Annotated in this window: 15 protein-coding genes; 3 read left to right on the top strand and 12 right to left on the bottom strand. The window is 71.7% G+C overall.

Annotated elements, in window-relative coordinates; genetic code table 11:
- Nucleotides 1–117: 117 nt before the first annotated feature.
- The 8 genes from ACH4G3_RS16125 to ACH4G3_RS16090 all read right to left on the bottom strand — a co-directional run bounded on the left by ACH4G3_RS16125 (nt 118) and on the right by ACH4G3_RS16090 (nt 10,821).
- Entirely contained in the window at nt 118–1,032 is a 915-nt protein-coding gene (locus ACH4G3_RS16125; protein WP_397625046.1) for an ABC transporter permease, read from the bottom strand.
- The gene (locus ACH4G3_RS16120) at nt 1,029–2,210 is read right to left on the bottom strand and encodes an ABC transporter permease (RefSeq protein WP_397625045.1); all 1,182 of its coding nucleotides are present in this window, start codon (nt 2,208–2,210) and stop codon (nt 1,029–1,031) included. The genes ACH4G3_RS16125 and ACH4G3_RS16120 overlap by 4 nt, the downstream gene beginning before the upstream one ends.
- Nucleotides 2,207–3,763, bottom strand: coding sequence for an ABC transporter ATP-binding protein (locus ACH4G3_RS16115; protein ID WP_397625043.1), 1,557 nt, complete (start codon nt 3,761–3,763; stop codon nt 2,207–2,209). Before ACH4G3_RS16115 ends, ACH4G3_RS16120 begins: the two co-directional genes overlap by 4 nt.
- A gap of 29 nt (nt 3,764–3,792) precedes the next feature.
- Nucleotides 3,793–4,881: a BMP family ABC transporter substrate-binding protein gene (locus ACH4G3_RS16110; RefSeq protein WP_397625042.1), complete on the bottom strand. Its 1,089-nt coding sequence runs from the start codon at nt 4,879–4,881 to the stop codon at nt 3,793–3,795.
- A 609-nt stretch (nt 4,882–5,490) separates the two neighbouring features.
- The gene (locus ACH4G3_RS16105) at nt 5,491–6,870 is read right to left on the bottom strand and encodes an amidohydrolase family protein (RefSeq protein WP_397625041.1); all 1,380 of its coding nucleotides are present in this window, start codon (nt 6,868–6,870) and stop codon (nt 5,491–5,493) included.
- On the bottom strand, nt 6,867–7,889 hold the full coding sequence (locus ACH4G3_RS16100) for an alcohol dehydrogenase catalytic domain-containing protein (RefSeq protein WP_397625040.1): 1,023 nt from the start codon (nt 7,887–7,889) through the stop codon (nt 6,867–6,869). The genes ACH4G3_RS16105 and ACH4G3_RS16100 overlap by 4 nt, the downstream gene beginning before the upstream one ends.
- Nucleotides 7,890–8,141: 252 nt before the next feature.
- Nucleotides 8,142–9,362 carry a PucR family transcriptional regulator gene (locus ACH4G3_RS16095; RefSeq protein WP_397625039.1) on the bottom strand — a complete coding sequence of 407 codons (1,221 nt, stop codon included), beginning with the start codon at nt 9,360–9,362 and terminating at the stop codon, nt 8,142–8,144.
- Nucleotides 9,363–9,372: 10 nt separating this feature from the next.
- Nucleotides 9,373–10,821 carry an aldehyde dehydrogenase family protein gene (locus ACH4G3_RS16090; RefSeq protein WP_397625038.1) on the bottom strand — a complete coding sequence of 483 codons (1,449 nt, stop codon included), beginning with the start codon at nt 10,819–10,821 and terminating at the stop codon, nt 9,373–9,375.
- A gap of 73 nt (nt 10,822–10,894) precedes the next feature.
- Between ACH4G3_RS16090 and ACH4G3_RS16085 the strand changes: the two genes are divergently transcribed.
- The 3 genes from ACH4G3_RS16085 (at nt 10,895) to ACH4G3_RS16075 (ending at nt 15,692) form a co-directional block, all read left to right on the top strand.
- Complete coding sequence (locus ACH4G3_RS16085) at nt 10,895–11,977, top strand: NAD(P)-dependent alcohol dehydrogenase (RefSeq protein WP_397625037.1); 1,083 nt, start codon at nt 10,895–10,897, stop codon at nt 11,975–11,977.
- 128 nt (nt 11,978–12,105) lie between these two features.
- Nucleotides 12,106–14,328, top strand: a complete 2,223-nt coding sequence (locus ACH4G3_RS16080; RefSeq protein ID WP_397625036.1) for a cytochrome P450/oxidoreductase — start codon at nt 12,106–12,108, stop codon at nt 14,326–14,328.
- Nucleotides 14,329–14,549: 221 nt separating this feature from the next.
- Nucleotides 14,550–15,692, top strand: a complete 1,143-nt coding sequence (locus ACH4G3_RS16075) for an acetamidase/formamidase family protein (RefSeq protein ID WP_397625035.1) — start codon at nt 14,550–14,552, stop codon at nt 15,690–15,692.
- Nucleotides 15,693–15,711: 19 nt separating this feature from the next.
- Here ACH4G3_RS16075 and ACH4G3_RS16070 read toward each other — a convergent pair whose 3' ends face one another.
- The 4 genes from ACH4G3_RS16070 to ACH4G3_RS16055 all read right to left on the bottom strand — a co-directional run bounded on the left by ACH4G3_RS16070 (nt 15,712) and on the right by ACH4G3_RS16055 (nt 18,938).
- Nucleotides 15,712–15,999, bottom strand: coding sequence for a hypothetical protein (locus ACH4G3_RS16070; protein WP_397625034.1), 288 nt, complete (start codon nt 15,997–15,999; stop codon nt 15,712–15,714).
- A 313-nt stretch (nt 16,000–16,312) separates the two neighbouring features.
- Entirely contained in the window at nt 16,313–17,038 is a 726-nt protein-coding gene (locus ACH4G3_RS16065; RefSeq protein WP_397625033.1) for a maleylpyruvate isomerase family mycothiol-dependent enzyme, read from the bottom strand.
- Nucleotides 17,035–17,865, bottom strand: coding sequence for a fumarylacetoacetate hydrolase family protein (locus ACH4G3_RS16060; protein WP_397625032.1), 831 nt, complete (start codon nt 17,863–17,865; stop codon nt 17,035–17,037). Before ACH4G3_RS16060 ends, ACH4G3_RS16065 begins: the two co-directional genes overlap by 4 nt.
- Nucleotides 17,862–18,938, bottom strand: a complete 1,077-nt coding sequence (locus ACH4G3_RS16055) for a cupin domain-containing protein (protein WP_397625031.1) — start codon at nt 18,936–18,938, stop codon at nt 17,862–17,864. The genes ACH4G3_RS16060 and ACH4G3_RS16055 overlap by 4 nt, the downstream gene beginning before the upstream one ends.
- Nucleotides 18,939–18,967 lie beyond the last annotated feature (29 nt).

Below are 18,967 nucleotides of genomic sequence, written 5' to 3'. Positions count from 1 at the left end.
CGCAGGTCGATGTGCTGCGGACACAACGTGCAGGCCGCGACCCAGGTGGGACGGACGTCGAGGGGAGCCGATTCTGGTGCGGTATCCCGCTGTTGCTCCGGCTCCCGGACTCCGCCGTCAGGTCGACCCGCGCTCGAAGGGCCGGCCGAGTGCCGCGGGTTCTCGGTGCTGGGTGGTGAACAGCAGCATGGCGAGAAGCGCGAGCAGATACGGAGCCGCGACGAGCAGCTGGGCGTTGAGGGTGACACCGAGCGCGGGGAGCGCCAGGCGCATCGCGTCGGAGAGGCCGAACACCAGGCAACCGAGCAGGGTCCGGCCGAGCCGCCAGGCCCCGAAGATCACCGCGGCGATGACGAGGTAGCCGCGTCCGGCGGTCATGTTCTGGTTGAACGATCCGACCTCGCCGACCGCGAGGTACGCGCCACCGAGACCGGCCAGCGCGCCGCACCACAGCAGGGCCTGGCGGCGCCGCACGTTCACCTTGATGCCGGTGACGTCGGCGGCCTGCGGGTTCTCCCCGACGGCGCGCAGTTCCAGGCCCCAGCGGCTGCGTTCCACCAGCCACCAGGTGAGCGGCACGAGCAGGATCAGGAAGTAGGCGGGCCAGCGTTCGGAGAACAGCGGCTTGCCGATGATCGGGATGTCTTCGAGGAGCGGGATCGACAGCATCCCGACCTGGTGCGAGTCGAACTGCTCCGTCGCGATCAGGTAGCTGGTCAGCCCGAGCACCAGCGCGTTCAGCACCAGGCCGACGACGAAGGTGTTGATCTGGGCCCGGTGGGAGAGGTTGCCGTGCACGAAGCCGATGACGAGGCCGGTCACGACGCCGACCGCGAGGCCGACGGTGGCACTGCCGGTCGCGCCGGCGGTGGCGACCGAGGTGAACGCGGCGCCGAGCATCATCGCCTCGACGGAGATGTTCATCGCGCCGGCGCGCTCGGCCAGGTACTCACCGCAGGCCGCGAAGGCCAGCGGAACGGTCAGCCGTACGCCGCTCGCGAGGATGGTCGTGGTGCTGTCCACAACGCTCATACGGCTGCCTCCGTCTTGGTGGGGACGACGGACACGGCGGGCGCCGCCTGTGGCGTGGCACCGCGGCGCCCGTGGAAGAGGTCGACGAGGACGGGCGGCGCGACGAACGCGAGGACGAGCAACGCCTTGACGATGTCGACGAGGTAGGACGGCACGCCGGTGGCCGAGAGGAAGTCGCCGCCCGCGCGCAGCACGGCGAACACGAACGACACCGGGATCGCGGCCAGGGGCCGGTTGCGCGCGACGAGCGCGACGAGCAGGCCGTCCCAGCCGACGTTGTCCGAGAGCCCGGCCTGGAGCCGGTTGGTGCTGACCGGGCTGGCCAGCAGCAGCCCTCCCGCCAGACCCGCGAAGGCACCCGACAGTGCCAGGGTGAAACCGCCGAGCGCGGCCACCCGGACACCGGCGTGTCTGGCCGTCCGCGGGTTCAGTCCGACCATGCGCACCTTGAAGCCCCACCGGCTGCGGCTGAGGACGAGGGCGACGCCGACCGTGGCGGCGAGCGCCAGGAACAGGCCTGTGTTCAGTTGCAGCGACGGGTACTGCCCGAGGCTCCCGAGCTGGGCGTTCGCCGGCAGGGGGTTGGACTGGGCGTCGGCGATGCCCCCGGCGCCCTGCACGCTCTCCTGGAGGACCGAGGGCGTGCTGACCGCGAACGTCACGAGCTGGATGGCGAGGAACGTCATCAGCAGCGTGCTCACCGGGACGTTGACGCCGCGGAAGCGCAGCATGAGGGCGCTGAGCGCGGCCCAGACGCCACCGCCGATCGCGGCGGCGATCAGCACCACGACGACCAGCATCGGGCCGGGCAGGGCCAGCCGCAGCCCGACCCAGGCTCCGGCCAGGCCGCCGATGAGCACCTGTCCCTCCTGCCCGATGTTGAAGGTGCCGGCGGTCGCGCTGACGCACACCCCGACCGCGACCAGCAGCAGCGGCGCCGTGTTGAGCAGTGTCGTCGTCCATCCCGTGGCGTTGGCCAGGCTCCCGGTCGCTATCGCGTCCAGCGAGGCACTCGGCGAGAAACCGGTGAGGACGAGCAGCAGCGCGGACGTGCCCAGGGCGACGGCGACGAGCGCGACGGTCAGGCCCCCTGTCATCCAGCCGCCGCGTCCGGGCCGCAGCCGGGCGAGGAGGCGCCGGCCGAGGTCGTCCGGGTCCGTCAGCGAGTCAGCGCTCATGCGGCCTCACCGCCGACCAGCATGCCGAGCCGTTCGGGGGTCGCCTCCGAGACGGGGAGTGATCCGGTGATCCGCCCGGAGGAGATCACCGCGATCCAGGTTGCAAGGGCCATGACTTCCTCGAATTCGGTGGAGATGAGCAGCACTCCGACGCCCTCGGCGGCCGCTTTGCGCAGCCGGGCGTACATGTCCTCGATGGCGCCGACGTCGAGCCCGCGGGTGGGCTGCGCGGCCACCAGGACACGGGTGTCACCGGACAGCTCCCGGGCGAGTACGACCCGCTGCTGGTTGCCGCCGGAGAGGCTGCGCACCGGCGCGTCCAGCGACGGCGTGCGGATGTCGAACTCGTCCGCCAGGCGCCGGGCCTCGGCGAGCATCGCGCTCCGCCGCAGCAGGAAGCGGCCGCTGACCTTCTCCAGCGACTTCATCGCCAGGTTCTCGGCGACGCTCATGTCGAGGACGACGCCGCTTTGGTGCCGGTCTTCCGGCACGATGCCCAGACCGGCCCGGGTGAGGGCGCCGGGCAGGGTCACATCCACCCTGCTCCCGGCGACCTCGACCGTGCCGGCGGTCGGCCGGACCAGCCCGGCGAGGACATCGCCGAGCGTCGCCTGGCCGTTGCCCTCGACGCCGTAGAGGGCGACGATCTCGCCCGCGCCCACGGTGAGGTGGACGTCGTCGAGGAGCCTGACCCCGTCCTGCTCGACGGTGACTCCGGCGAGGCTCAGGACGGGCGGCTGCCGGTCGGAGCCCCCGCCCTCGCCCGGGGACGTCTGCCCCGTCGGTACCAGGCCGAGGGCGGCGGCCTCCTCGCCCAGCGACACCTCACGGCCCACCATCTGCTGAGCCAGCAGCTGCGGAGTGGTCTCGGCGGTGACCGCCCGGAAGGCGACGCAGCCCTTGCGCAGGACCGTCACCCGGTCCGTGGCCTGGGCGATCTCGGCGAGCTTGTGGCTGATGAGGATGACGGCGCGTCCCTCCTCCTGCACCACCCGGCCGAGCACGGCGAACAACTCCTCCGACTCGGCCTGGGTCAGGACGGAGGTCGGCTCGTCCAGGATCAGGATCCGAGGGTTGCGCCTCAGGCACTTGACCACCTCGACCCGCTGCCGCTCACCGGCCGAGAGCGCGTCGACGCGTGCGTCGGGGTCGATGGGCAGCCCGTACCGCGCGGAGACCTCGGCGATGTCGGCGCAGACGGCCTGCTTGTTCACCTTGCCGTTGTCGCCGAGCGCCACGTTCTCCCACACGGTCAGCCCGTTGATGAGGCTGAAATGCTGGTGCACCATGCCGATGCCCAGATCGGCCGCTTCCTGCGGGCTGTCCAGCGCGACCTCCTCACCGCGCACCAGGACGGTGCCGGCATCTCGCCGGACCAGCCCGAGCAGGACCTTCATGAGGCTGGACTTGCCCGCCCCGTTCTCACCCAGGAGTCCGTGTATCTCGCCGGCGTCGACCCTGAGGTCCACGCCGCCGCACGCCGTGACGGATCCGTAGGACTTCGTGATGCCGCGCAGCTCGAGAATCGGAACCGCTGAGGTCGTCGGTGTCATCGCTGATCTTCCTCGTCGGTGTCGGCGTGTCAGCCGAGGCGCTTGACCTCGGCCGCCGCATCGATCTCCTTGCTGCCGATCTTCTTCATGAACTGCGCGAGCTTCTGGTTCTCGTCGCCCTTGCCGTTGCAGATCTTGACGGTCGGGTAGGGATCGGCGCCCAGCTGCCACTCGCGCACCGTGCCCATCTTCAGGTTGTCCTTGGCGAACTCCTCCAGCGCGGCGCGGAAGTAGTCACCCGGGTCGAAGATCACGGAGATGGCGAACTTCGGGCTGGTCGAGTCGCACCGGTCGGTGCCCGGGGTGAGGGTCAGCGCGCCGCCTGCTTCGGCCAGTTGCGCCGCGGCGTCGGTCGCGCCGCCGAGGTAGGGGTAGATCACCTTGGCGCCCTGGCTGAGCTGTGCCTGGGTGGCCTCCTTGGCCTTCGCCGAGTCGTTGAAGTCGCCGGTGTAGGTGCTTGTCAGGGTCGCCTTCGGGACGACCTCCCGGATCCCGGCCAGGAAGGCCTTGGCGGCGGCGACACTGAAGTCGGCCTTGGTGCCGGTGATGAACCCGGCCTTGGTGTAGCCGGCTGCCTTCATCTTCAGGCCCGCGGCGTAGCCGGCGGCGAACATACCTTGGTTGGGGTCGTCGGTGGACAGCAGAACCCGCGGGATCGGGGCGGAACCCGCCTGCCCGGGCATGTACCAGGCGGTCTTGCCGCACACCGGGTCCTCGGAGGCGGGGACGGCGGTCTTCAGCTCGCTCGCGGCGAGCGCGACCATGTCGACGTGCTGCTGGCACAGCGCGCGTGCCGCGTTGAGCGCGTCGCTCGCGGGCACATTGCCGCGCTTGATGATCGTCCAGCCCTTCTCCTTGGCGAAGGCGTCAGCCGAGTCGACGAAGCTCTGGTAGTAGCCGTGGTCGTTGATGTCGCCCGGGCTGAGGACACCGATGACGACCTTGCCGTCACCGTTGACGTCGGGCTCCTTGAGGCCGGAGTCGCTGCCGCCGCTCGCCGAGCCGGTCGCCTTCGGTGCCGTCGCCGCGTTGCCGGCACAGCCGGAGAGGGCGAGGGCTCCTGCGAGGGCGAGGCCGGCCGCGGCCCGGCGACGCCAGAGCATGCTTTTCGTGGTCATGTGCGTGGGTCCGTTCACTGGGTGGCACCGCCCTTGGGGGCGGTGGTGACGTCGGAGGGTGGCGGTCAGTCGGCAGGTCTGACGGCCCGGTGGAGTTCGGCGCGGGAGGCCCAGTCCGGTGGGAGGGGCTCCTCACCCGCGGCGACGAGCCACGGGAAGCCTGTCCGCCCTACCGCTCGGGCCCGGGTGGGGCCGAAGCGGAGCGGAGTTGATCAAGTGGTCGGTGGTGACACAGCCGGCCCCTGCGAGCACGCTGTGGACGCCCGGGAAGCAGGTGGTGTGGTCGCCGCGGCCGCTCGCCTCATGCCCGCGGTTCATGTGGTGGAGAGGGCTGTCGGTCCGACGACGACACGCTGGACTCGCCGGTGCGCTCGACGCTGGGCCGGGTCTCCCCGGGTTCCGGGATCGTCCTGCCGCCGGGCTGACGGTGACCGCGGTCAGCGGCGGTTCGCCGCTGAGCCGGGTGGCGGAGCCGTACGGCGCGAGGTTGTCCCTTGCGCGGGGTCGAGCCCGGTGATCAACGCCCGCGCCACCAGTCGTAACAGCAGCTCTTGCTTCTTCGCCGGCGGAAACCCGGGCATGTCTATGGCTGTCAACGGCGGACCTCCTCTACTGGCTTGCCGCCGGCTCCGTGGGCCAGGTGGGGCGGGGTGTGATGCCGGCGCGTCTCAGGAGGGCGGCGGATCGTTCGGTGGCAGCCGAGGCGACGGCCGCGAGGTCGACGCCCGTCGGTCGCCGGTCGCGGACGACCACGCGGCCGTCGACCAGCACGTCGCGAACGGTGCGCGACACGTGGCCCCAGACCAGCTGGCGGGCCAGGTCACCACGGGGCACCCAGGCGGGGTCGCGGGCGTCGAGTACGACGATGTCGGCGGCCTTGCCCACCTCGATCGAGCCGATGCGGTCGCCGAGACCGATCGCCCGGGCGCCGTCGATCGTCGCGAGTGCGAAGGCCTGCTCGGCGCGAATCGGGTCGGGCAGAGCACGGTCGCGTTCGAGGGCGGCGAACAGGTAGGCGGCCAGGAGGACATCCGGACCGTCGCCGGCGTTGTGGGCGTCGCAGCCCAACGCCACCCGGCCGCCCCGCCGCACCAGTTCGGCGTGGCGGGAGGCTCGTGTGTACCCCTGGGCGAGACGCAGGTAGGCCCCCGGGCAGGCGGCGACCGCGGTTCCGGTCTCGAGGATCGCGTCGACCTCCGCGTCGTCGAGCCACACGGCGTGCCCCAGCAGCAGGCGCGGACCGAGTACGCCCAGCTCGCGGAAGTGGACCACGGGCCGGCGGGCGCTACGCAGGGCGTAGGCCTCGACGTCGGCGGGCCCCGGCGAGACGTGCCAGGTCAGTCCGACGTCGAGCCGCTCGGCCAGGCTCGCCGCCCCGGCGAAGAGCTCATCGCTCGCGAGGTCGTGCCCCACGAGCGTCACCCATCCGGTGACCGGCCCGGTGGCGGGCAGGGACCGGACGATGTCCTCCTGCCTGGCGAGCACCTCACCGGCGGGAGCACCGAACGGCACGTCCTTGGCGTCCCAGCCCCAGCCGCCGACCCGCGCGCGGATACCGGCGGCGCCGAGCCCCGCGGCGACCCGTTCCGGGAAGGCGACCGTGCCCGGTTCCAGAACCGTGGTGATGCCCCGGGACAGGCAGTCGACGGCGGTGATGGTCGCGGCCAGTTCGTCGTCGTCACCGTCGGCGTGGGCGTGCAGCGGGACGATCCAGTCGAAGATCGACTCCTGGGAGCCGATGTGGTCGGGGATCATGCTGCGTACGAGGGGGTCGACGGTCGTGTGCTGGTGGGCGTCGACCAGGCCCGGGATCACCACACAGCCCGACGCGTCGATCTCCCGCGCACCGGGGAAGCGGGCGCGCAGGTCCTCGGCCGTGCCGAGCGCGGCGATGCTCGCCCCCGACACGGCGACCGTCGCACGGGTGAGGACGCGCCGGGCGGAGTCCATCGTGACGACGTCGCCACCCACGATCAGCAGGTCGCTCATGGCTCGATCACGACCTTGCCGATCGTCTCGCGGGCGGCGAGCACGTCCCAGGCGCCGGCCAGTTCAGCGAGCGGGAATCGGGCGGCGGTGGGCAGGTGCAGGCCGTCGGAGAAGCAGGCTGACGTGGCGGCGACGAAGTCGGCCGAGCTGTAGCCGCCGGCGCCCAGCAGCTTCAGGCCACGATGGAAGACCTCCTGGAGTGAGAACGACACCTGGTCGCCGCTGGTGTTGCCCAGCAGCACCAGACGCCCGCGGATGCCGAGGCAGTCCAGTGAGGTGCGCCAGGTGGCGGTGCCGACGTGGTCCAGGACCAGGTCCGCTCCCCCGCCGTCGGTGAAGGTCGTCACCGTCTTCACCGCGTCCGGGTCCTCGTTGCCCAGCACCAGGTCCGCGCCGGCCGCGCGGGCCGCGGCCCGCTTCGCCTCGCTGCCCGCGAACGCGACGACCCCGGCACCGGCCCGCTTGGCCAGGGCGATGGCCGCCAGGCTGACCGAGCTCGCGCCCGCGTGCACCACGAAGGTCTCGCCGGCGGCCAGTGCCCCGACGGTGTGCACCGCGTGCCACGCCGTCGCGAAGGCGGTGGGCAGGGTGACGGCCGCGGAGAGCGGCAGCGACTCGGGGACCCGGACGATCGATTCGGCGGACGCCAGAACGTATTCGGCCAGCGCGCCGGAGGCGTTGCCGCCGAGGATGCGGGGGCTGACGCAGTACGCACGGTCGCCCACCGCGCAGCGCGGGCAACTGCCGCAGCCCTGGGCGGGATCGGCGATGACCCGGTCACCGGGGGCGAGCGAGCCGACCGCGGACCCCGCCGCCACCACCGTTCCGGCGAAGTCCATGCCCGGTACGTGCGGAAGGCGGAAGCCGGGGATCAGGCCCGGCCCCTCGCGCTGCAGCAGGTCCAGGCGGTTCAGCCCGCAGTACGCGACCTCCACGACGACGTCGCGCGGTCCGCACACCGGCTCCGGGACATCCTGCAAGGACACGGCCTCGGGTCCGCCGAATTCGGTCTGCACCATGGCTCGCACCGCGCTGCCCTCCTCACCTAAGCGTCTCGCATTGCGAGGCGGTGGAACGTATTGCGAGAACTCTGCCCCCGCCGACCGGTGCTGTCAACGCTCCGGGGGAACATCTTGGTTTCGTCGGTGTTTCGCCTGCTCAGCGGCTGACGGACCGCAACAGCGGCAGGTCGGGTGCGGGCACAAGGCAGGTCAAAAGGTAAAGGCGCAGGAGGTGTCACCGGGCCTCCCGGCAGTGCAGCGCATACCGGCTCAGCGCCGAGGAGACTCCGGCTCGTCGTCGCCGTGCAGCCGCCGGTCGTCGCCGTTCAGCCGCCGGTCGTCGGCGGCGAGCAGGTCCAGGGCCGCGAGGGCCAGATGGAGTTCCGCCGAGGCGGCGGGAAGCAGGGGGTCCGTGCCCAGGAGGTCCTTGATCTGGCGCACCCGGTAACCCACCGAGTTGCGGTGCAGATGGAGCTGTCGGGAGACGCTCTGTCGGCTGCCCCGCTCGGCCAGCCAGGCGCGCAGGGTCACCATCAGTTCCGGACGGTGCCGGATGGGTCCGAGGTGCGCCTCGGCGTACGCCTCCAGCCGCGCGCGCGGGAGGGGCAACAGCGCCTGGACGACCCCGCAGCCTTCGAACGTGAGCAGCGGGACGCGCTGGGCCCGGGCCAGGCCGAGCAGCCTTTCCGCTTCCGTGAAGGAGCCGGCCATACCCACGGGTGAGTCGGGATGGGAGCCACTGGCCGCGACGACCAGGTCAGCGCAGTCGTCGCCGGTCATGAGACGCAGCCGGTTCCGCAGGCGCGCGAGCACCCTCTCGTCCGGCACCACCGTCCACGCCGTGCGCCCCTCCTGCTGCACCGGGTGCTCCAGCCAGGTGAGGGCGGTGGACCAGGCACGCAGGCGGGAGCCGCCGTAGTGCAGTACGGCGCCGGCCGGCTGTCGCTGGAGATCGATCCCCGGTCCCACGGCCGCCGCACGCACCGAGGGGCTCACCGTCCCTGCCCGCAGCGCGGCGATGACCTCGGCCGGCGCGTGCTGCGACGAGGCCTCCGCAGTGCCGTCCCCCGCGCGCACGGTGTCGATGAGCAAAGCGGTGACGGCGGCATCGGCCAGCGCCCGCACGCGTGGATCACCGGGACCGACTGTGAGCAGCACACCGGCCACCCTCGTCCCCGCGCGCACGGGCAGCGCCGTGGCCCGCAGCCCGTCCAGCGTGTCGACGACCACTGCGGTCCCGTCGGCGAGTACGCCGTCCGCCACCGCGGCCGGCACTCCCTCACCGCCGTCGGTGGTCGCCAGCGGCGCACCCTCGACGGACAGCAGCCGCACCTGCCGGCCGGTCGCCCGCCGCAGCGCGTGCAGCACGTCCGAACGCGCGGCGCCGGCGAGTACGGCCTCGGTCAGTTCCCGCTCCAGCACGGCAGTTTCGGCCTCCGGGCCCGGTCCTTCCCGGGCCGAGTCGGACCGCGCCCCGGCGATGGTTCCCATGGTGTCGGTCTCAGCGGGCCAGCAGCCGGATGGCCACGCCCTTCTCCTGGGTGTACTCGCGCAGCGCCGCGTACCCGCCGCCCCGGCTGAAGCCGCTGTCCTTCTGCATGTTGAACGGGAAGCCGATCACGCCCGCGTCGTGGAACTGGTTGACCGCCACCTGCCCGGAGCGGACGTCCTTCGCCAGCCGCAGCGCCCGGGAGACGCCGTTGGTCCATATGCAGGCCAGCAGGCCGAAGTCCGTCGCGTTCATCAGCTCGGTGGCCTCGGCGGCGTCGCGGAACGACTGCACGGCGAGCACCGGGCCGAAGACCTCCTCGCGGGCGACGCGCATGCCCGCGTCCACACGGTCGTACACGGTCGGCCGGACGAACCACCCCTCGCCGGTCGGAGCGCCACCGGTGACCAAGCGCGCCCCCTCGCGAGGCGCCTGTTCGAGGAAGCCGCTGACGCGGGCGAACTGCGCGGCGCTGACCAGCGGCCCCATGTCCAGGTCGGCTTCCCAGGGCCCGGTCTTGACGTCGGCCATGGCAGCGGCGATCCGCTCCACGACCTCGTCGTGCACGGAGGTCTCCACGAGGAGCCGGGAACCGGCGTAGCAGTTCTGCCCCGCGTTCTCGGTGATCGAGGTGACGATCGCCGGGATCGCCGTGTCGAGGTCGGCGTCGGCGAAGAGCACGTTCGGCGACTTGCCGCCGAGTTCGAGCTTCACCGGGACGAGGTTCTGTGCGGCGGCCGCCATGATCGCCCGCCCGGTGGCGGTGGAGCCGACGAAGCTGATGTGGTCGATGTCCGGGTGCGAGGTGAGCGCTACGCCCGCCTCGGGGCCGAGGCCCGCGACGACGTTGATCACGCCAGGCGGAAAGCCTGCGCGGCGGGCGAGTTCGACGAGCGCGAAGGGTGCCAGCGGCGCGATCTCGGACGGCTTGAGGACGACCGTGTTGCCCGCGGCGAGTGCCGGCGCGACGTTCGCCGCGGTGAGCACGGCGGGAACGTTCCACGGGATGACCACGGCGCACACGCCGTACGGCTCGGGAACCGTGTAGCCCAGGTAGTCGGGGCTGCGGGTGGGCAGCGTGACTCCGGTGAGCTTGTCGGCCGCGCCGGCGAAGTAGTCGATGATGCCGTGGGCGATGTAGATGTTCGTGCGGCCCCCGGACAGTGGCTTTCCCACGTCCTGGGCCTCGACGGCCGCGAGGGCCTCGACCTCGGCGATGACGAGGTCGGCCCAGCGCCGGATCAGCGCTCCGCGCTCGCTCGGGTTGGTCGCCGCCCAGTCGGGGAAGGCGCGGCGCGCCGCGGCGACCGCGTCGTCGACATCGGCTCCACCGGCCCGGGCCACCTTGGTGATCACCTGCTGGGTGGCCGGATCGAGGACGTCCAGGGTGCCGCCGTCGCGGGCCGCGACCCACTCGCCGTCGATGAAGTGCTGGGAAGAAGGAAAGTCAACAGCCGCCATGGGGTGAACCTTGACCGACCCTGTCCCGCATGTCAATATGCGGTCTCGCTTTGTGAGGCATAGAGGAGACCGTGTGCGTGCCACCGCCGCTCTGCTGGAGCAACCCGGACAACCATTCGTTCTGACGGAAGTGGACCTGGACGAGCCCCGCCCGGACGAGGTACTCGTTCGCGTCGCCGCTGTCGGCATCTGCGGTACCGACCTCGAGTTCGCCGGCTTCTTCCCCACACCCGCGCTGCTCGGGCACGAAGGGTCGGGCGTCGTCGAGAAAGTCGGCGCGCACGTCACGTCCGTGCGCCCGGGCGACCATGTCGCCATGTCCTTCGCATCGTGCGGCACGTGCGCGCTGTGCCGCACCGGCTCGCCCGCCTACTGCCGCAGCTTCGACGCGGTGAACTTCTCCGGCCGCCGCCCCGACGGCACCACCGCGGTGACCCACGAGGGGCGGGAGGTCAACGCCCACTTCCTCGGCCAGTCGTCGTTCGCCGACCACGTCGTCGCACCGGAGCGGGCGGTCGTGAAGATCGACCCGTCGCTGGACCTGCTGCGGGCCGGGCCCTTCGGGTGCGGCTTCCAGACCGGAGCGGGCGGCGTGCTCAACGTGCTGCAGCCGCGCCCCGGCTCGTCGATCGCGGTCTTCGGGGCGGGGGCGGTCGGTGTGGCCGCCATCATCGCCGCCTCCCTGAGCGGCTGCGAGGTCGTCGCCGCCGTCGACGTGAACCCGGCCAAGCTCGAGGCGGCCCGCGGCTACGGAGCCACGCACACCGTCGACTCCTCGGCCGGGGACACCGCCGGGCAACTTGCCGCCCTCGTACCCGGAGGGCTCGACTTCGTGATCGACACGACCGGACGCGAGGACGTCCTGCGCACCGCGGTGGAGGCTCTCGGCCCGCTCGGTCGTGCCGGTGTCATCGGCATCGGCCCCAGCGAGTCGATGAGCTTCGAGTGGCGCAGCATCCTCAACGGGCGCACCGTCACCGGCATCATCGCCGGCTCCAGCCTGCCGCAGTTGTTCCTGCCGCGGCTGCTCGAACTCAACGCCAAGGGCCGGTTCCCGGTCGAGAAGATGATCACCTACTTCCCGTTCGACCAGATCAACGAGGCCGTCGCGGCGGTCCGGACCGGCTCCGTGGGCAAAGCCGTACTGACCTTCTGAGCGCGGCCACGAGACGTTGTCACGCCTGGCGCAACGCCTTAGGGTGTCGCCGATCAGGCACCCAGACATCCGGTGGCGCGGCCGGACAACACCGCGCACAGGCCACGAGCACGTGGAGCGTGCCCACCATGTCCGCCGACACCGACTTCACACCCGTCGAAACCGACTTCGACCACCACTCCGACGAGGCCAACGCCGATCCGGTCGCCTACTACGCGCGCTTCCGTGAGAGCTGCCCGGTAGGCCGCTCCGCAGCCCACGGCGGCTTCCACTACACGACGCGATACGCCGACGTGGCCCGCATCGCCCGCGACGACGAGACGTTCTCCTCGGCGCGCAGCGACCACGGCGGCCAGGGCGTCGGCATCGTCATCCCCAAGGGGCCGGGGCTGGAGCAGTATCCGATCGAGCTCGACCCGCCGCGTTCGACCGAGTACCGGCAACTGATCAACCCGCTGCTGACCCCGGAGGCGGTCGAGCACCTGGTCCCCATGATCGAGCGCCACGCCGCCCGCGTCGTCGACGACTTCATCGAGCTCGGTTCCTGCGACTTCGTCCGCGACCTGACCAACCCGCTGCCGGCCGCGGTGACCTTGGACTGGCTCGGTTTCCCCGAGGAGGACTGGGCGAAGCTCGCCGGGCCGATCCACGACATCTTCGCCGCGCCGGCCGGCAGCGAGCGCGCCGTCCGCGGGGCCGCCGGACTGGCCTACATGGACCAGCGCATCCGCGAGCTGATCGCCGAGCGCCGGACCGCACCACGGGCCGACGCGGTCAGCACGCTGGTGGCCGGCCGGCGCGCCGACGGCAGCGAGTTCGGCGACGACGAGTTGGTGTCGGTGATCGGCCTGCTCATCGCCGGCGGCGTCGACACCACCACCTCCCTGACCGGATCGACCCTCGTCCACCTCGCCCGCCACCCCGAGCAGCGCCGACGGCTGATCGACTCCCCCGATCTGCTGGACACCGCGACCGAGGAGTTCCTCCGCGCGTTCGCCCCGTCGCAGTCGATGGCGCGCACGGTCACCCGGGACGCCGAGGTCGGCGGCTGCCCGATGCACGCGGGCGACCGGGTGCTGATCCCGTGGGTCGCCGCCAACCACGACCCCGCGGTGTTCCCCGACCCCGAACAGGTACGGCTGGACCGCGACGCGAGCCGGCACCTCAGCTTTGGGATCGGATCGCACCGATGCGCCGGCGCGCACCTCGCCCGGGCCATGTTCCGCGCGATGATGACGCAGGTCCTGACCCGGCTGCCCGACTACCGGGTGATCGAGGAGGGGCTCGTCCCCTACCCGACGCGCGGCAACCAGTCCGGCTGGGACGCGGTCCCGGCGGTCTTCACACCCGGCCCCCGGGCGACCTCGGCGACAGGCTCGATCCGCGCGCTGACCACGCCCACCCCGCTGCGGGTGACCGGGGTCCGCGCCGCGGCCGACGGCGTCCTCGCCGTCGACCTCGCCCTGCCGGACGGAGGCGAACTGCCCGCGTGGCAGCCCGGCGCGCACGTCGAGCTGCGGCTGCCCTCGGGCAGGCTGCGCCAGTACTCGCTGTGCGGCGACCCCGCCGACGCCGCGACGTGGCGCATCGGCGTCCTGCACGAGCCGAAGGGCCGGGGCGGATCGGTCGAACTCCACGAACTCGCCCGCCCCGGAGCCACGTTCGCGGTACGCGGCCCGCGCAACCACTTCCCGCTGGTGCCGGCGCCGTCGTACCTGTTCCTCGCGGGCGGCATCGGCGTCACACCGATCCTCGCCATGGTCCGCGAGGCCGCCGGACGGGGCACGCCCTTCAGCGTCGTCTACGGCGGCCGCACCCGCTCGACGATGGCCTTCGCCGACGAGCTCGCCGCCGTCGCCGGCGACGCACTCACTCTCCTCCCGCAGGACGAGGCCGGACTGCCTGACCTCCCCGGGCTGCTGGGTGAGCTGGACCCGGACGCCGCCGTCTACGCGTGCGGGCCGGCGCCGATGCTGGCGGCCGTCGAGCGCGAGTGCGCACGCCTGGGCATCACCGACCGCCTGCACCTGGAGCGCTTCACCGCCGGCGACGACCTCGAGACGGCGTTCGACGCCACCGAGAACCGGACCTTCGAGGTCCGGCTCGCGCGCACGGGAGCCACGCTCACCGTGCCGGCCGACCGCCGCCTCATCGAAGTCCTGCGGGATGCCGTCAGCGGTCTGTCCTACGACTGCGAGAAGGGATACTGCGGCGCCTGCGAGACCCGTGTCCTCGCCGGAACACCCGAGCACCGGGACTCCGTACTCAGCGACGAGGAACGCCTTGCCGGGCGCACGATGATGATCTGCGTCGGCCGCTGTCAGGGCGACCGGCTCGTCCTCGACCTCTGAGCGGCGGCCAGGCGCCACCACCGCCGCGCGGCACCTCCAGGCACGACGAAGGGCCCCGTCCGAACACCGGACGGGGCCCTTCGTCGATGCGTCCACCCCATCCCCTTCTCCGAGATGGCGTGTTGCATTACGAGACGTTTTACAGCGGGGCCGTCCAGGCGAAACACCACGGCAACAGGGCGTTCCTAACGTCGCGTCATCGCTTACAGAAAAGGTGGGCCATGACCGCGACCGACTCGCCCCTGCTCGACGTTGCCGCGACCGGCTTCCCGATTCTCCAGCCCCATCACGGAGTGATCGCGTCGACGGCCTACATCCAGGCCACACCCGGGAACACCCTGTGGGGTCGCCTTCCGTGCGAGGCGGACTCACCGTGCGCGGTCGTGCGTCCGGGCTCCGTCATCACGGTCGACACGATCAGCCACGAGGGAGTTCTGGAGGACCAGGGCCGCAACCCGCGTGAGTTCTTCGGCCGTTACGGCATCAGCGGTGGCCAAGTGCTCGACGACGCCCAGCAGGTGGCGGACTCAGGGATGCCGCACGACTTCGACGATGACGGGCCGCACCTCGTCACCGGGCCGATCGCCGTGGCCGGCGCCCGGCCGGGCGATCTGCTCGCCGTGACCGTCCTCGACCTCACCCCGCGGGTTCCGTACGGCATGGTCTCCGCACGCCACGGCTTCGGCGCGCTCCCTGGCGAGATGCCGTCGCTGCCCGGCCCCGTGGTCACCTTCGCGACGGCACACGCGGACCGCCACGGTGCGTGGGGCCGGATGGCCGTCGACCCGACGGACCCCTCCCGCGGCTCACTGCGCTTCCCGCTGCGGCCGTTCCTCGGCGTCATGGGCGTCGCGGTGCCCGGCGACGAGCGACCGCACTCGGTCCCGCCCGGGCGCCACGGGGGCAACATCGACGTCTCCATGCTCGGCGAGGGCGCCACCCTGTTCCTGCCGGTACAGGTCGACGACGCGCTGGTCTACTTCGGCGATCCCCACTTCGCGCAGGGCGATGGCGAGGTCGCCCTGACAGCGTTCGAGGCGTCGCTGCGCGCCACCGTGAAGGTCGAGGTGGTACCGGGCGGTGCGGCGTTGCGCCCCGGCCACGGCCGCGTCGCCCCGTTCGCCGAGACGGACGACTACCTCGTGCCGATCGGCCTGGACGAGGACCTGAACGAGGCGATGCGCGACTGCGTACGCTGCGCACTGGACCTGCTCGCCACCGACTACGGCATCGACCGCCATCTGGCGATGGCGTACCTCAGCGCGGCAGGCGACTTCGCGGTCTCCCAGGTCGTCGACGGCGTGAAGGGCGTTCACGGGAAGATCCGCAAGTCCGACTTCCGCGAGGTCGGCCGACCGCATTGACCGGTAGGTTGTGGCGGGTTCAGCCCCACGAGCAGAGCGCTACGGGCCACACGCACGCGGCGAGGATCACCAGCGCCGAGGCCGACCCCGACACGGCGGTCATCGCCGTGGCGAGCAAGGGACCCAGTTTCTGTGCCAGTGGTGACTTCCACAACCGAATCGCGGCCAGCCCCAAGCCATGGTCGCTGTCTTGCACGGTCACGCCGTCACCGGGGGCCTCGAACTCGCGCTGGCCTTCGATGTCGTCGTCGCCGCCGACACCACGCTCATCGGCGACGGCGTACACGCATCCGGCCTCGATCCGCACCGGATACACAGGCACGGGACGTGTCGCAGGCGGCCCGACCGCAGCCCGAACCGAACTCAGCACATGGACCTAGGTCTGCTGTGGGCCAGGTCCGTGGAGCCGGGCTACGGCCGGCTCTGCGACCCACCGGATGTGGACCGAACCCCGGGTCGTGCAACTGTCCGCGCCGGGCGATCTTCGGGACGATGCCGCACTCGCGCAGCCGCGGCAGTACACCTGGTCGCCCCCGGGGATGACGTCCAGGCCGACCGCCGCAGGCATCGGGGGCGTCGCCCACCATGCTCGAACTCGGACCAGTGGCCAGTACGTTGGTTCACAGCCACGCGGGCAGTTTCGGTACGGATCCGCTGCCGGCGGCGTACAGAGGGCCTGGTACGGGCCGCCCGGTCGCATAGGCGGCCAGGCTGGGGAGGTCACCGGTCACCGAGGTCGTCTCCGCTGTGCCGGGCATGCCCAAGAGCCAGGTGCGACCGCCGCCCTCGGCCCGTAGCTCGACGGGAGCGAAGTCCGTGCGAGCCCGGAAGCCGGCTGCCACGTCATCGACCAGTGCCGCGCAGACCTCAGGGGGGACGTCGTCGAAGCTTGTGCCGGTGTCCAGGTCGACGGCGTGAACCCACACCTCTCGGACCCGCATCCAGGGAACCTCCCAGACCGGCACCTCGCGTCCCCTGGCGGTCCGGACAGTCGCCTCCCAGCACGCGTCGGGCAGTGCGGCTAGTTCCCCGGCGAGTCGGCCGTTGGCCTGGAGCAGGTCCACGCGCAGCTCGCCGGCCGGGCGCCGGGCCCCTTCCTCGATCTCACCGGCACGCTGGTCGGGACTGGCGTACATGGGAGTCTCGACACCCGTGCGAGCCCAGTTCAGCAGGTTGAGCAGCGCGTCCGCGTTGCGGGCCACGTGCGCGACGACGTGTGCCCGGCTCCAGCCCGGCAGGCCCGAAGGCCGGATGAGGCTCGAATCAGTGGCCCAGTGCACCTCGGCCTCGAAGGCGGCCGTACCCTTGGCGACCCACTCCAGCATCGCGTCCAGCCGGCCGCTCACCGCAGCTCCCTGCGACAGGTGTTGCGGCACTCGCCGATCCCCTCGATCCGGGTGACGAGCACGGAACCGTCCCGCAGATAGCGAGCCGGCTTGCGGGCGTGCCCGACACCGCCCGGGGTTCCCGTCGCGATCACGTCGCCGGGAGCGAGGGTGACGATCTCGGACACGTACGCGACAAGGGTGGCCGGGTCGAAGACGAGGTCGCCCGTGTCGGCCTTCTGGACCGTGTCGCCGTCGACCTCGCAGGCCAGGCCCAGTCCCCGGGCGGCCACAGCGGGATCGTCGGCCGTCACCAGCCACGGCCCGACGGGTGTCGTGGCTTCGAAGGTCTTGCCCTGGTGCCACTGCGGTGTGCGGAACTGCCAGTCCCGGGCACTGACGTCGTTGAGCACCGTGTATCCGGCGATCGCGGCGCGCGCCTGCTCCGGGTCCGCGTGCCGGACCTCGGTTCCGATCACCACGGCGAGTTCGGCCTCCCAGTCCATCTGGGTGGCCGTGGCGGGCAGGATCACGTCGTCGTACGCGCCGACCAGCGCCCGTGCGTACTTGGAGAACAGCGTGGGGTACGGGGGCAGTTCCCGGCCCATCTCCAGGATGTGGTTGCGGTAGTTGAGGCCGACACAGACGACCTTCTCCGGTGTCACGACCACCGGGGCGTAGTCCAGGGGGCCTTCGTAGCGGTCGCCGTCGGCGTTCGCGGCCCGCGCGGACCAGTCGGGGCGGCGCAGCAAGTGGACCAGGTCGCTGTCGCCCAGGTCCACCGCGGTGTCCTCGTCGATGCGGACGGCGCGGGTAGTGCCGTCGATCCGGATGGTGGCCAGCTTCACTTCTGTTCTCCTCGGGAAGTACGAGCGAGGCCCAGGGCCTCGTAGACGGGTTCGTCGCTGAAGCGGAACAGATCCACCTGGGTGCGCGCGGTGAGAGCGACCTCGCACCAGGACGGGACGGCGAACAGGTCGCCCTTGGCGATGTCGAAGACCCGGTCGCCGACGTTGGCGGTCGCCTCGCCGTCGAAGACCTGCCAGATCGCCGAGCCGACCCTGCGCACCGGAGTGGTCCGCGTCCCCGCCCGCAGTCGGCGCATCTCGGTGCGTATCGTGACCAGGGCGTCCTTGCCGGTGGTGGGGTTGGAGAAACGGACGCCGGCGTGCCCCGGCTCGATCACGCCGGCGGCTCCTTCGGACTCGAGCTCCAGCTGTGCGGTGAGCGCGGCGTCGGTGTGTTCCCAGCGGTAGGCGGCCAACGGGGAGTTGTGCCGGTCGGGCTGACTGACCGGACGCAGGCCCGGGTGGGCCCACAGCCGTTCACCGCGTGAACGCTCCGGCGTGGCGCGGGTGGACAGCTCGTCGGGGCCGAACTCGAAGAAACGGGCGTCCAGTTGGGAGACCAGCGGGATGTCCAGGCCGTCGATCCAGGTCATCGGCTCGTCAGTGACGTTCTGGTGCTCGTGGAAGGCCCAGCTCGGCGTCAGCAGCAGGTCGCCGCGACGCATCGCCACCGCGTCCCCGTCGACGTTCGTCCACACACCCTCGCCGTCCACGACGAACCGGAAGGCCCCCTGACTGTGCCGGTGGGAGGGAGCGACCTCACGCGGCCCCAGGTACTGGATCGCGGCCCAGAGTGTGGAGGTGGCGTACGGCAGCCCGGGCAGTCCCGGGTTGGACAGCGCCATCGCCCGGCGCTCACCACCCCGTCCCACCGGCACCAACTGCCCGGATCGCTCCGCGATCGGCAGCAGCCGCGCCCAGGGCCACAGGTGCGGGACCGCGGCCGGCTGTGGCGACGCCGGCATGAGATCGTCGCGCTGGTTCCACAGGGGTATCAGGCCCGCATCCTCAAAATCTGCATACAGCTCATCGAGCAGCTTGCGCTGGCTCAGTTCGTCGGCTGTGTCGGTCACCGCGACCTCCAGGGCACGCACCACGGCAG

Source organism: Streptomyces afghaniensis, assembly GCF_044327915.1.
Taxonomy (GTDB): domain Bacteria; phylum Actinomycetota; class Actinomycetes; order Streptomycetales; family Streptomycetaceae; genus Streptomyces; species Streptomyces afghaniensis.
This window is presented reverse-complemented; position numbering and strand designations above follow the sequence as displayed.

What these genes read in the sequence shown, in the direction of transcription:
- ACH4G3_RS16125 (WP_397625046.1), bottom strand. Translation starts at nt 1,032, where the DNA reads ATGAGCGTTGTGGACAGCACCACGACCATCCTCGCGAGCGGCGTACGG.
- ACH4G3_RS16120 (WP_397625045.1), bottom strand. Translation starts at nt 2,210, where the DNA reads ATGAGCGCTGACTCGCTGACGGACCCGGACGACCTCGGCCGGCGCCTC.
- ACH4G3_RS16115 (WP_397625043.1), bottom strand. Translation starts at nt 3,763, where the DNA reads ATGACACCGACGACCTCAGCGGTTCCGATTCTCGAGCTGCGCGGCATC.
- ACH4G3_RS16110 (WP_397625042.1), bottom strand. Translation starts at nt 4,881, where the DNA reads ATGACCACGAAAAGCATGCTCTGGCGTCGCCGGGCCGCGGCCGGCCTC.
- ACH4G3_RS16105 (WP_397625041.1), bottom strand. Translation starts at nt 6,870, where the DNA reads ATGAGCGACCTGCTGATCGTGGGTGGCGACGTCGTCACGATGGACTCC.
- ACH4G3_RS16100 (WP_397625040.1), bottom strand. Translation starts at nt 7,889, where the DNA reads ATGGTGCAGACCGAATTCGGCGGACCCGAGGCCGTGTCCTTGCAGGAT.
- ACH4G3_RS16095 (WP_397625039.1), bottom strand. Translation starts at nt 9,362, where the DNA reads ATGGGAACCATCGCCGGGGCGCGGTCCGACTCGGCCCGGGAAGGACCG.
- ACH4G3_RS16090 (WP_397625038.1), bottom strand. Translation starts at nt 10,821, where the DNA reads ATGGCGGCTGTTGACTTTCCTTCTTCCCAGCACTTCATCGACGGCGAG.
- ACH4G3_RS16080 (WP_397625036.1), top strand. Translation starts at nt 12,106, where the DNA reads ATGTCCGCCGACACCGACTTCACACCCGTCGAAACCGACTTCGACCAC.
- ACH4G3_RS16075 (WP_397625035.1), top strand. Translation starts at nt 14,550, where the DNA reads ATGACCGCGACCGACTCGCCCCTGCTCGACGTTGCCGCGACCGGCTTC.